Raw genomic sequence first — 12,807 nt, 5'->3', positions numbered from 1 at the left:
AACCATGCGGACGCCCACCGCGGACCTTTATGACCGGTACATGGACGAACTCGGCTCGTGCGACACGCAGCTGCGCCAGTTCGGCGGCTTCCACGCCTTCCGCGGACCGGCAGTCACCGTGCGGTGCTTTGAGGACAATGCCCTGCTGAAGTCGGTCGTCTCCGCACCGGGTGAGGGGCGGGTGCTGGTGGTGGATGGTGGCGGGTCCGTACACACGGCTCTGATGGGCGACGTGATCGCCGGTATGGCGGCGGAGAACGGCTGGGCGGGTGTGGTGATCAACGGCGCCGTCCGCGATGTCGCCGCCCTGCGCGCCCTTCCGATCGGCATCAAGGCACTTGGCACCAACCCGCGCAAGAGCGCCAAGACCGGGGCCGGCGAGCGGGACGTGCCGGTGGCATTCGGAAACTGCACCTTCGATCCCGGCGCCGCGGTTCACAGTGACGACGACGGTATCGTCGTCCTGCCCCTGGGCCGGCGGGCGTAGGCCTGAAGGGCCAGGTGCCCAGTGACTCGATCATCGGGGCCCCTCCAGTCGGAGCCCTGCTCGACCGCGAGCAGCCCGGCAGCGATCCCCGGGTCAGGGGCGGTTTGTCAGACCGCGGGGGCACATCGCCCTAAGACGGGCAGGATCTTGACCGACCCGACACATCACGATGGACGCCCCGCCGAACGGCACCCGATCCGAGTCGTCTTTTAGAATCACCTGCAGGGCGTCGTCCGACCACGAAACCGATGTCGTCGGTCATTGCTCCTCGTTCACGTCGACGGACGCGGCCTGCGCCCCGCCGTGGGGGATGGTCGCTCAGGCGGCGCGGAGTGCGGCGAAGGACGCCTCGGCCTGCTTGCGCAGCATCGGGTACGAGGTCCTGGACTGGCCGGGGCAGCCCGGCGAGGAGCAGCTCGACCTCGGCCGGCGTGGCGACGGTCGAAAAATCAGCTGCACGTGGGAGAGCTGGACCTGACGTGCGAGGGCTGGAGTTCCCGTCCGAGTCGGATCTGATGTTGCTCGTCTGCGCGGGCGAGCGTTGTCACGTCTGTGCAGGTACCTGGCGGATGCGATCCCGGCCACCTGCAGCCGGCGGACGAAACCCGTCCTCCGGCTCGGACCGGATGGCACAGTGTGAGGAGTGACCAGGGGTCGGTCGGCGTTGCATGTGGCTGCGCGATTCTTCGGAGGCATTCAGCTATCCACCGGGGGCGTCGGGGTGACCCGGTTGGAGCTGTTCCTCGACCTGGTGTTCGTATACGCGTTCCTGAGCGTGACGGACCTCATGGCGGAGAACTTCCGAATCGAGGGCCTGTTCCAGGGCGTGCTGGTGGTCCTGTTGCTTTGGCGGTGCTGGAGCTCTTACACGTTGCTCGGCAACGTCGTCAGGTTGGACCGGGGATTCATGCGGCCACTCATTTTCGGGGCAGCCGCGACCATCCTGGTGATCGGGATTGCCGCGCCGGTGATCTTCGCCGATCGGCCAGGTGGCCTGTTCGGGCCGTTGATCTTCGTCGTCGCGTTCCTGCTGGCCCAGTTCGGCGCGCTGATGAGTTTGACGTACACCATTTCAGGCGGGACTCGAGGACCCCTTCTACGCGCATGGTTGCCGTTCTCCGGCGGCGCCGTCCTGCTGCTGTGCGGTGCGCTGCTCCCTCTCCACCTGCCGCCGGACGTCGACGATGGGACCGTCCGACTGACCCTCTTCTTCGCCGCCACCGTCGTCGACTTCATCGGCGTGCGCGCGCTCGGCGCTGGCAACTGGCGGATCGCGTCCGTGCCGCACTGGGCCGAGCGGCACCGGCTGATCATGCTCATCGCGCTTGGCGAGACAATCATCTCGATCGGCACCAGCCGTGGCCTCATCGGCGACCCTCCGATCACCTGGTCGGTCATCGGAGGTTCCGCCCTGGGCCTCGTCGTCGTGGCCGTGCTTTGGTGGCGCTACTTCGACATCGCCGGATTCGCCGCGGAGCAGGCGCTGGAGCACCAGCCGACAGCCACCAGATCACGACTGGGCCGGGACGCGTATAGCGTCCTGCACGTTGTCATGATCGTCGGTCTCGTCCTCATCGCGCTGGGGCTCAAACGCGCGTTCAGTTCCGTCGAGCCCGCCACCGCGTACCGGTGGGACCAACTGAGCACGTTCGTCCTCTACGGAGGTGTCCTCTTCTACCTACTCGGTCTGGTGGCGCTCGAGCACCGCACCATCCGCCTGCTGGGTCGTAGCCCGTTGCTGGGGATCGTCCTGGTGACCGCCTTGGTTCCGGTTGCGGTCCGCCTACCGCCGGTAGGCGCGGTGGGCCTGCTCGCCGCCGTTCTCACCAGCATGGTCCTGGCCGACCTCACCGTCTTCCGCCAGCGGCATCATGTGCTGCACAGGCAGGCGGCGGAGGCGTCGGTCCGCGCCGCCGCTACCGGAGTCACACCAAAGGAACTGTTCCTCGATCTGGTGGTCGTCTACACGTTCATCCAGGTCACCGTGTTGATGACCCGACACCCCACCGGGGTCGGGGTCGCCCAGGCCCTGGCGGTGCTCACCCTGCTCTGGGTCGCCTGGTCCCTTTACACCCAGGTGGGAAATGTCCTTCGCAGCGAGTCCATCCCCGTGCGGTTGAGCGTCCTACTGGTCGTCGCCCTGACCCTGACGATCGGCATCGCCATCCCACAGGCGTTCGACGTGGTACCCGACGGCTTGCCCGGCCCGATGATCGTCGTGCTCTGCTATATCGTGCTGCGCGTGCTGCACCTGAGCACGCTTCGGCTGGTCGTCCGCCCGGACCGGCTACCACAGGCCCAACTGCTGCGGGCGAGCATTGCGACCGTGGCGGCGCTCGTCCTGCTGTTGCTCGCCTCGCTGGCATCCTCGCGGCCGCATGCCCCCGAAGGGCTGAACCAGCTCGTGGCAAGCCTCTGGCTGATGGCCATCGTCGTCGACCTCGCCGGGGGCTACCTCGTCGTCCGGCAGTTCTGGCGCGTGAGTTCGGCCAAGCATTGGACCGACCGGTACGCCCTGATCATCCTTGTCGCACTGGGCGAATCGATCATCTCGGCAGGGGTGGCCGTCTTCGGCCGCGCGATCTCCTGGTCGGTCATCGTCGCCATCGCCACCAGCATGGTCCTACTGGCCACACTCTGGTGGGCGTACTTCGACACGGACGCGATCGTCGGAGAGCGCGTCATGCAAGACCGCACCGGCAACCAGCGGGCCGCGCTGGCCCGCGACGCCTACACCTACCTGCACCTGCCCATGATCGTCGGACTGATACTGCTCGCCTTCGGCCTGCGGAAGACCCTCGACGTGATCAGCGACCCGTCAGGACCAGCGCGCACCCCGCTAGGGCACGCCACCCTCTTCGCCGGAGTGCTCGTCTATCTCCTCGCCAACCAGGCATTCTGGTGGCGCACCCAGCGCGAGATCCGCTGGATCCGGGCCACCGGAATCCTGCTCGTGGCAATCTTCGCGCCGATGACCAGCCCACTGCCACCGCTGTGGGCACTGACCATCCTGACAGCCACCACCGCCGCCGTCATGATGACCGACTCCCACCGCGCCGCCGAGCTACGACGACGGCTACACGAGCCGCCACCATCGAGCATCCTGACCGACGCGCGGCCCGCCAACCCCATCAGGTAACCCGGAGCCATGTCGGAGACCGTCCGGTGCTCGTTGACGACGTCACGTCTAGCTGCGCCGGCAGCACGCCGGCTGGGCTGGGCTGGGCATGGTTCGACCGGCGCCGCAACGACCTGCTGCGCGACACCGGCTGCGTAGCCGATCACGTGGTGCAGCACTCGATGCGGCCCCAGGACGCGCCAACCGGCACCCTCGCCGAACTCGACGACGAGGCCGGGCGTTGGCCCTCCCCTTGGCGGGAAGCCATCCGTGCCTGCGTACGCCGTCGCGGAGTCACCGGCACAACTTCGCGTGCGAATGCGAGCGTGGTGGCGCGACCGATCCCGTTCGCCGCACCCGTCACGAATGCGACCCTGCCCGTGAAGCTGCCGCCGGCCGTCCTGTCCATCGTTGGTTCGTTCCGGGTTGAGCTCACTCAGCGCGGTGTGTGCGCTGCCAGGGCGGTGCCTGCCGGGGGGCGCAGCTCGTCAGGGGTTGAGGAGGGTCTTGATGGCGCGGCGCTCGTCCATCGCCCGGTACCCCTCGGCGGCCTGATCGAGGGGAAGGGTGAGGTCGAAGACCTTGCCCGGGTCGATCTGCCGGGTCCCGATCAGGTCGATCAACTCGGGCAGGAAACGGCGTACCGGGGCGGGGCCGCCGTGCAGGTGCACGTGGGAGAAGAACAGCTCCTCACCGGGCAGTTCGACGTCGTGGGCGACTCCGACGTAGCCGACGTGGCCGCCGGCACGGGTGGCCCTGATGGCTTGCATCATCGACTCCTGGGTGCCGACCGCCTCGATGACCGAGTGCGCCCCGAGGCCGTCGGTGAGGTCCTTGATCCGTGCGACGCCGTCGTCGCCGCGTTCGGTGACGATGTGGGTCGCACCATAGTGCGCTGCGAGCTTTTGGCGCGGCTCATGCCTGCTCATCGAGATGATGCGTTCCGCGCCGAGCTGCTTGGCCGCCAGCACGGCGAGTAGACCGACCGCACCGTCGCCGACCACCGCGACGGTCTTGCCCGGGCCGACCTCGGCCGCCACGGCACCGAACCAGCCGGTGCCGAGCACGTCGGAGGCGGCAAGGAAGCTTGGGATCAGGTCGTCCGAGGGAATGTCCGGCGTGGCGACGAGGGTGCCGTCGGCCAGCGGAACACGCAGGTACTCGGCCTGGGCGCCGAGCCCGCCGACCGGCTCCCGGTGGATGCACGACGACTGGTAGCCGGCGCGGCAGATCGGGCATGTGTTGTCGGAGGCGAAGAACGAGCCGATGACGAACTGGCCCGGCTTGACGTTCTTGACCTCGCTGCCAACCTCCTGGACGATCCCGACGTACTCGTGGCCCATCGGGGACGGCCCCTTGACAGCTTCGACGCCCCGATACGGCCAGAGGTCCGAACCGCAGACACAGGTCGCGGACAGGCGAATGATCGCATCGGTCGGGAGCATGATCCGGGGATTCTCCCGCGTTTCCACCCGCACATCGCCAGGGGCATGCATGACAACACCACGCATAGGTTCTTCCTCTCCGAAGGACCGGCCTGTCATTTTCTCCGGCCTACCCGGGCAGGCCGTGATGATGCCGCCATCCGGGCCCACCCAGAAGATTTGAACCTCCACCAAAACCGCACAAAATCCTCCACACCATCACCGCCGCTCAAAAGCCTCCGGCCGATCGAGGGCAGATTGTCGCCAGGTGGTCTCTAGTCACCTAGTGCGGTGTCCACGAACGTTCACCGGGTGTCCGGTGGTGGTTGTGGATCCTCGCTTTGTGGGCGAGCGACTCCCCTCCGGGTGGTGGGGCGGGCCTGCGGGGGCCAACTGATCCTCGCGCCGCCCGTGGGCGGCGGGGGTCACGTCGGGACTGGCCGGCACCGGGAAGGTGCCGTCCAGCTCGACGGTGCGTGAGCACCTCCGGCAGCACAACGGCTGTCGGGGTGGTGGGTCCGCCGCCCGGGATACGGGTGGCGATGGTGGCAGCCGCGACCAGGTCACGGTGCCCGGAAAACCGGCAGTGGGGGCAGGACAGGGTCCGCCCACGCGGTTTCGGTACCCGCCGCTGGCAGGCAGGGCAGGTCGAGGACGTGCCACGTTCGTTCACGAGGCGCAGCGTGATGCCGGCCAGGGTGGCCTTGTCGGTGAGGACCTGCAAGAGCCGGCCGATCTGCCACTGCCGCAACCGCAGGTTGTGCCGCCGCCCCGCCTCGATGTCAAGCACCCCACGCGGGTCCCCGACCCGCAGCTCACCGACACGTTGTTCTACCGCCCACGACACGACCGAACGGGCGGCTTCGTGCTGGGCCTGACGGACCCTGCGCCGGTGCCGGCCCTGCACCATGCGTTCGCGGCGCCGGTACTTGCGCCACCGCCGCGAACCCCGCTGACCTGGCTTCGGCGCGCCCGGCGGGCGACCGCCCGGCGGCGGGCTTTGGTGTCAGCCAGGTGCATGCGGTGCTCCGCGCGGATCGCCCGTCCCGACACCAGCAACCCCGCACCGTCTGGGCCGGCCACCGCATACGGGTGGATGATCCCCAGGTCCACCCCAGCGATCCGGCCCGGGTCCGGTCCAGCGCCGGCCGGATAGGTCGCGATCGGAATCTCGGCACTCACGTCCAAGAACAGCCGACCGCCCTCACACAGCAGCGTGATCGAGCGGACCTGCTCGAGCGGGTACGGCACCTCCCGCGCCAACCTCACCCACAACGGCGACGCGCCCTTGCCCATCGGAATCCGAACCCGACGCCCGTGCAGGGCGAACGTGCCGTGATACCAACGCACCGGCACCAACCCCCGCCGCCGACGCGGGAACCCCGCCGACACGTCACCGTCCTTACGCCGCTTCGCTGCCGCGAACCACGCGTCGGAGAACCGGCGCAACACCGACCGGGCCCCCGTCGAGTCCAACTCGGCGAACGTGCCCGGCCCCGAGGCCGCCAACTCCCGACACAACTCCTGATAGCCGGACAACGGCGCGTCCCGGCGGCGACGCCGCCACGCGTTCAGCTCCAGCACACACGCCCAGACATCACCAGCCGAACGCAGCAACCCGAAACACCGCCGCCGCTGCCCGGGCGTCACCCGCAACGCCACCCGCGCGGTGCGATACACCACCCGAGGAGCGGCAGGATCCCGACGACGAGGCACAACCAAAGCCAACACCATCGGTACGACAAAACCCCCGGCCGCCAACCCGGCAAACGTTAGTGGACACCGCACTAGCGACAATCTGCCCTCGATCCGGGGGAGGTGGGTTACGCGCGGGCCGAGGGCGCGGTGTCTCCGCCGAGGACCTGCTGGAGCGGGCCTGGGACGAGCACATCGACCCGTTCACGAACGTGGTCCGGGTGACGGTGATGAAGCTGCGCCGCAAGCTCGGTGACCCGCAGGTGGTGGAGACGGTGCCGGGCGTGGGGTACCAGATCTCATGATCCGCCCGCGAACGGCTCGCCAACGACCGCCCCCACGGCATCGGCGGCGAAAAGCTGCTCCGCCTGCTCTGCATGCGCCACCAGGCCCAAAAATGACTCCCCCGCGCACCGGTCTGGCTGACATTCGTCGAAGGCCGGCACGGTCCAATGTTCCGACACGAAGATGGCCGCTCGCCGCACCCGGAACACCAGCCCGAGACCGACTGCGGTAAGAAGCCGCCCGGGCGAGCCGGTCAGCCACTGGTTCTCGCCTGCCAGCTCTGCAGCAACTCCCCTACCTACTACAGCCGAGACGAAATCGACGGGGCACGGTCCAGCGCCGACTCGTGATCGGGGCCCGCCAGAACCGGAAGGGCTCGGAAGAGTGACCTCGGGCTGCGAGTCCGCACCCCTGCAGACCTCGCGATCAGACATTTCGCGACTACTCGCCAGGTCAGAGCCTTGGACTCGATCATGTACATGGAGTACGGCTCCGGGGAGCTGCACCTCAATTACGTGATCAGGGTTGTGGTTGAGCTGCAGTTGCGGCGGCCACCAAACCAACGACTAAAGATCAACCAAACCGAGGTTGTTCAGTTTCAGCCGGACCACGGTGGTCACGGTTGAGGCGGTGTTGACAAGGCTCCGGCCGTCCGGCGACCCACGCAGCGGAGGCCGATCGCGGTGACAGTCGCATGACGGCCAGGCCAACGAAGACGAGCACGATCATTCCGGCCGCCCACCACGCGGAGGTGGCCAGTATCCAGCTGGTCCCCCTGACAGCGGGAGGGCGACGGCGGCAAGCACGGTGGCGATTTCGACGTCTTGGCGCCTCCTCGACCCAGTCGGTCAGCCAGGCCCAAAGCAACGGCATTGCACTCAGCCCAACACTCAGAGTGCACCGAGGTCGATGGCCTCGGCCATTGCGCGGTAGCCTGCGTCTGACGGGTGCAGGTGGTCGCCCGAGTCGTACGGCGGGTTGATCCGTTGCGGGTCGGCCGGGTCATGCACCACCGCGTCGAAGTCGACGACGGCGTCGAAGTCGCCGCTCGTGCGGATGAACTCGTTCACGGCCTGCCGCACGTTGTCCCGTTCCTCGGTGTAGGAGCGCCATCCCTTGATCGGCGTGATGGTTCCGACGACGATCCGCAGCCCCTTCGCGTGTGCCTGGGCGGCGATGTGCCGCAGGGCGAGTTTCAGAGTCTCCGGGTCGGGGTGTTCGAGGTTGAGGATGTCGTTGACGCCCTCGAGCAGGATGACCGTGCGCGCCCCGGACGTGGTCAGCATGTCCCGGGACAGACGGGCGAACGCGTTCGGGCCACCGATCCCGGTGCCGGTGCTGCTATCCAGGATCCGTTTGCCGCTGATGCCGCTGTTGGCCACGCCGAGTTTGGTCGGTCCAGGCTGGGCGACCGAACAGCGCCGACGGCGAGCTTCGCGTTATGCCGTCCGAAAATGTGGTGCAGACGGCCGCCCATGGTCACCCCGGTGTCGGGGCGGCAGCCTGGGTGCTGCGTGACCTGGTGCCCGCTCGGGTCGCCATCGGTGTGGCGCGGGAGGGGCGACCCGACGCACTCGGCGTGGTATCTGAGAAACTCCAATTCGGCCCGCAACCTTGTAGCATGCGACGGACGACGGCCGGCAGCCGGAGCGCGGCTCTGGTACGACTCGGCGGGCGGCACCGCCGGGTTGGGCGGCCGCGGCGCCGGTCAGGCCGGGGCCGGGGTGAGAGAGGAACCTGCTCGGCGTGTTCCAGGAACCGGACCAGATTCGGATGACCGGCGGAAACTCCATTGGCGGGGCCTCAGGCGCCAAGGGCGGGGCGTCAGGCGCCGGGCCGCCGGAGGTGTGGGACGCGGAGCTGGCCAAGGCGATGCGGCACGTTGCCGTGTTGCGCACCGGGTTCTACGTTGTCGTGCTGCTGATCGCGCTCGGTGGCCAGGTGTCCGGGGCGATGGAAGGGCTCGGCATGCCGTGGTACGTCGCCCTTCCCGCGGTTGGGGCGTTAGAGCTGGGTGGCGTCGTGGTGCTCGCGAACGCTGACGTACGCCGTCGACTGGGCGAAGGGGCGGTGCTGTCCCGGGTGTTGTCGGCCGGCATCGCCACCGCCGCGGTCGCCTTCAACTGGCTGGCTCACAGTAACCACCTCGAAGGCGGTTTCTACGCGGGAATGTCGCTGCTCGGTTATCTGGTGTGGCTGATGAGCAGCGAGAATCAGCGGCGGGATCGGCTGCGCGCCAGGCAGCAGCTGCCACCCACGACGCCGGGGTACGAACCGGTCGGGCACTGGTTGCGACACCCGTGGCTGACCCGCCGCGCCCGCTCGTTGGCCAAGGCCGATCCCGGCCTTGGGCTGTACGGTTCGCTCGACGCGGCCCGCGCGCAGATTCGCGCCGAGCGGCGGCAGGTGGCGCTCAGTAAGGTGTTGCGCCGCAAGATCAGCCGGGCACTGGACGCCACCACCGCGGACATCGCCTTGGCGGTGTACGACCTCGACGAGATCGCCCTGCGGCTGGCCGAGCAGGCGGACTACGACGGGCTCACCGCGCTGATCGCCGCCGATCTGGCACCTGCGCGTGTGCTGGCCGGGAATCTGCCGGCGGGCGGCCGCCGTCGGCGGTGGCGTCGGGCCGGGCACCCCGACCCCGTCTCACTAGCCTCGGCCGTGCGGCTGCTCGCCGACGCGCCGGAGCGGCTGTTGGCCCACGCCCCCGAGCCGCTCCTGGACGCGGCCCCCGTAGCCCCTGCGGCGGACGGGGCCTCCGGCGGCTCAGTGCGGCCAGAGTCTGCCGGAGACGCCGTGCAGCAGGCGGGAGACGGTGCCAAGGGCTCGGGATCGGAGCGGCACCGGTCGATGACGCCGGACCGTACCGACCGGCAGGTGGAGCGGTCAGAAGGCACGGGCCAGGTCACCTCGACCACGGATCAGCCCGACCCGCCCCGCGCCTCGGACTGGGCGGCGCTGCAAGCGGAACTCGCCCCGTTCCTGCCGGCAACCCCACCGCGCCGCACGCCGCGCAACACAGCAGGCCGGTCGGCCACCAGCCGGGGGGGAGCGCCGTCGACCACGGACGCGCCAGGCTCCGTCGCGGAGCCGGCCGACGCGCCGCCGGCAACGACCCGCCGCGCGGCGCCGATGCCGCGAACCGCGACGGGGCGGGCAGGTGTCGCCCGAGGCGCCGACCTGGCGGGCGAGCCGGGGCCGACTGCGGATGTCACGCGAGAGCTACCCCTGGTGGCCGGGCGGGACCTGCCGGATCTGGTAAACACCGCAGCGAGCCGCACCACACCACCCGTCGCGGCCCCCGACGCGGTAGAGAAGGCCACCGAGCAAAGACCAGCGTCGCGAGCGCGGCAGGCCCCGGTGAGACGACGGGGACCCGCGACCGAACTCGGAGACCATCCGGCGTCGGTCGAACACCCAGTCGGCCGAGGCCGGTCGGTCCTGACGGAAAGATCCTCAACGGCCTGATCAACTAATACTCCTAGGCCGCGTAGCTGATACCGAGGAGGTGTGTTCGGCTTCCCGACGGCGCTTGATCATGAAGTTCGCACTCCTGCGGTCAGCCCCGCTGACAGTCCTACCATGACCGGCGCCGGTCACAGATCGGGCAGGAGTCCCCAGTGCGGATGGCCAGGTCAGCGGTAGCATCGCCAGGCGTACGGATCACCGGGATTCGATGTCCGTGCGTAGGCGCCCGAATCGTACGTGTCGCGGCAGGCGACGTCCATGTCGACGAGGGACGCGGAGAGAAGCCCCACGCATTGCCAACGGCCGTCATTGCGGAGGTCCGCTGAGCCTCCCGTGTACCGATCGCAGTACCGCTGGGCCATGTTCGCCACCCCGCGGCTGCTCGAGGGGCCGAGCAGGATTGGGCCCGAGCTGCGGGTCGGTGTCGGCGTGGCCGCGGTGGACGTCGGCGTGGCGGAAGGCGTGACCGACGGTGTGGCGCTGGGGGTGGCGGACGGCGTGACCGACGGCGTGGCGCTTGGCGTCGCGGAGGACCTGCGGGGTGCCGCGGAGGTTGGCGCCGTCGACGGTATCTCCGAGAGGGTAATCGGTTGCTCGAACGCGTCCGACGGGGTGGTGGCCGCCGATATCGGCAAGGTGCCTGCCGGCGGCCGGCCCGGCCCCCACGTGAATGCCAGAACGCATAGCAGCGCCCCCACCGCGAGCCCTCCGACCGGGATCAGCCAGCGCCGCCGCCGGCTGGCCCGCCGTGAGCGGGCAGCAACGTTCCGATGGTGCCTCCTTCGCGGCCGCCCCTCGTTCGCCCCTGGGTCCTGCGGGTCGGACTCCTCGCGGTGATACCCGTTGCGGCCGGCGTAATCGTGGTCGGGGTACTGCCCGTGGGGGTAGATCGCACCCGGTGCGGCATACCTTTCCAATTGCGCGCCGCGCGCGTCCTCGTGGACCGAAGTGGCATCCGTCGGTTCGTACGGCTCTTGGGCCCGGCGTTCTTCCCGATGGGCCTGGTCGTGTCCGTCGGACAGATAGGTATGGTCGGGCTCGTCGTAGGCCGGTTCGGGGTAGCCCAGCGGGTCTGACGGTTGGTAGGCATGCTCGTGCTGAGGGTAGGCCGCGTCGTACTGCTCGTACTCACCCTCGTACTGCGGGTCTGCCCGGTGCCTTGCGTGTCGCGCTTCGTGCTCCTGGTACGTGTCCGCGGGACCGTACGACTCCTCGTACTCGTCCGGCAGCTCCTCATGGCATTGCGGCGCGGCAGCCTCCTGCCGCCTGTCCAAGGAGTCGGGTTCACCTACTGCCAGCCGCGACTGGCGAGAGATCCAGCTGTCTACGACACTCGCCGCGTCGTCGTGATCTTGGGCAGCCGCATCGGCCGAACCAGCCGTCGATTTCTCGGCCACGGTCGCCGGCCTCCTTGCAGGGCACAGGTGCGGACAGCTAGCCGACCTTACTCACCATCAGCCAAAAGTCCACCCGGCCGATGGCACGAACAGGCGGCAGGCGACTCCCGTTCGTGGCCCCGACCACCCGACAAGGTCTGGAGAATGCGTGGACGGATCGAGCGCAACGGTCGCGAGCGCGCGACCGTGAGGGCGCTGCCTTCGCAAGCGATCACTGCCAGCCAGTGGACAGTCGCCTGGCTGCCGGGGTTGTCAGCCGAAACGGACGCTTGACACGGGATTTGGTAATGGTGGCGGGAGCGGCCAGTGCAGCGCCCGGGCCGGACACGAGCGCTGGCATCGCCCAGGCGCGGCTTGACGTTCTGGACGTGTGCGGCGACCTGTACGGTGACGCCCCTGGGTCGTAGAGAGCCGGCCCGACGCAGCGAACGGCCGGCCGGGTTTCGCCCGCCAGCCGCACCGCACGTCAACGAGGCCCCGGCAAAGCCATTGCGGAGGCCGGGAACGGCGCGATGGAACGCGACCCCGGCCCCCGCATTACTCAAAGTCCCAGCTCAAAGCAGGCCTCCGGTTAGGCGCCCAGGAGCCCGCCATCCACGCTGGCATGCGCGTCGCCGGTTACACCGAGGTCCCCCGCGATGCTGCCGATGCCGTGCAACGGGCCGCCCAGGTCACCGGTCACGCCACTCACGCCGAGCCCGCCGGTGCCGTCGAGAGTCTCGCCGAGGTCACCGGTGACGCCGCCAGCCAGGCCGGTCACGCCATGCACCGTGCCGCCCAGATCGCCCGTCACACCACCGACACCGAGCCCGCCGACCGTGCCGTCGAGAGTCCCGCCGAGGTCACCGGTGACGCCGCCAGCCAGGCCGGTCACGCCATGCACCGTGCCGCCCAGATCGCCCGTCACACCACCGACACCGAGCCCGCCGA

At 69.1% G+C, this 12,807-nt stretch carries 7 protein-coding genes and 2 pseudogenes; 4 read left to right on the top strand and 5 right to left on the bottom strand.

Going from position 1 to position 12,807, the window contains the following annotated elements:
* The first annotated feature begins 4 nt into the window (after positions 1–4).
* Both rraA and ACFYPS_RS31675 read left to right on the top strand, forming a co-directional pair.
* A complete protein-coding gene (rraA, locus tag ACFYPS_RS31680) occupies positions 5–487 on the top strand; it encodes a ribonuclease E activity regulator RraA (RefSeq protein ID WP_354967815.1) in 483 nt (160 codons plus the stop codon).
* A 721-nt stretch (positions 488–1,208) separates the two neighbouring features.
* Positions 1,209–3,626 (top strand): low temperature requirement protein A, encoded by a 2,418-nt coding sequence (locus ACFYPS_RS31675; protein ID WP_387329289.1) that lies wholly within the window; start codon positions 1,209–1,211, stop codon positions 3,624–3,626.
* Between the two features lie 467 nt (positions 3,627–4,093).
* On the opposite strand, the gene ACFYPS_RS31670 is transcribed toward ACFYPS_RS31675, so the two are convergent.
* Complete coding sequence (locus ACFYPS_RS31670) at positions 4,094–5,116, bottom strand: zinc-dependent alcohol dehydrogenase family protein (protein ID WP_387329286.1); 1,023 nt, start codon at positions 5,114–5,116, stop codon at positions 4,094–4,096.
* A gap of 196 nt (positions 5,117–5,312) precedes the next feature.
* Positions 5,313–5,939 carry a zinc ribbon domain-containing protein gene (locus ACFYPS_RS31665; protein ID WP_387329283.1) on the bottom strand — a complete coding sequence of 209 codons (627 nt, stop codon included), beginning with the start codon at positions 5,937–5,939 and terminating at the stop codon, positions 5,313–5,315.
* 928 nt (positions 5,940–6,867) lie between these two features.
* Between ACFYPS_RS31665 and ACFYPS_RS31660 the strand changes: the two are divergent.
* A pseudogene (locus ACFYPS_RS31660) lies at positions 6,868–7,029 on the top strand (winged helix-turn-helix domain-containing protein); the annotation flags it as partial.
* 870 nt (positions 7,030–7,899) lie between these two features.
* Here the strand turns inward: ACFYPS_RS31660 and ACFYPS_RS31655 are convergent.
* On the bottom strand, positions 7,900–8,391 hold the full coding sequence (locus tag ACFYPS_RS31655) for a GDSL-type esterase/lipase family protein (RefSeq protein ID WP_387329280.1): 492 nt from the start codon (positions 8,389–8,391) through the stop codon (positions 7,900–7,902).
* Positions 8,392–8,755: 364 nt separating this feature from the next.
* Here ACFYPS_RS31655 and ACFYPS_RS31650 point away from each other — a divergent pair, with 364 nt between their 5' ends.
* The gene (locus tag ACFYPS_RS31650; protein WP_387329277.1) at positions 8,756–10,480 is read left to right on the top strand and encodes a hypothetical protein; all 1,725 of its coding nucleotides are present in this window, start codon (positions 8,756–8,758) and stop codon (positions 10,478–10,480) included.
* 167 nt (positions 10,481–10,647) lie between these two features.
* Here the strand turns inward: ACFYPS_RS31650 and ACFYPS_RS31645 are convergent, their stop codons facing one another.
* Both ACFYPS_RS31645 and ACFYPS_RS31640 read right to left on the bottom strand, forming a co-directional pair.
* Complete coding sequence (locus ACFYPS_RS31645) at positions 10,648–11,877, bottom strand: hypothetical protein (protein ID WP_387329274.1); 1,230 nt, start codon at positions 11,875–11,877, stop codon at positions 10,648–10,650.
* A 571-nt stretch (positions 11,878–12,448) separates the two neighbouring features.
* Positions 12,449–12,807: pseudogene (locus tag ACFYPS_RS31640) on the bottom strand (PE family protein); the annotation flags it as partial.

The sequence above is a fragment of the Micromonospora sp. NPDC005087 genome, from assembly GCF_042872965.1.
Lineage (GTDB): Bacteria > Actinomycetota > Actinomycetes > Mycobacteriales > Micromonosporaceae > Micromonospora.
Note: the sequence above shows the minus strand (reverse complement) of the source record. Positions and strands in the feature narration are given on the sequence as shown.

What these genes read in the sequence shown, in the direction of transcription:
- rraA (WP_354967815.1), top strand. Translation starts at nt 5, where the DNA reads ATGCGGACGCCCACCGCGGACCTTTATGACCGGTACATGGACGAACTC.
- ACFYPS_RS31670 (WP_387329286.1), bottom strand. Translation starts at nt 5,116, where the DNA reads ATGCGTGGTGTTGTCATGCATGCCCCTGGCGATGTGCGGGTGGAAACG.
- ACFYPS_RS31665 (WP_387329283.1), bottom strand. Translation starts at nt 5,939, where the DNA reads ATGGTGCAGGGCCGGCACCGGCGCAGGGTCCGTCAGGCCCAGCACGAA.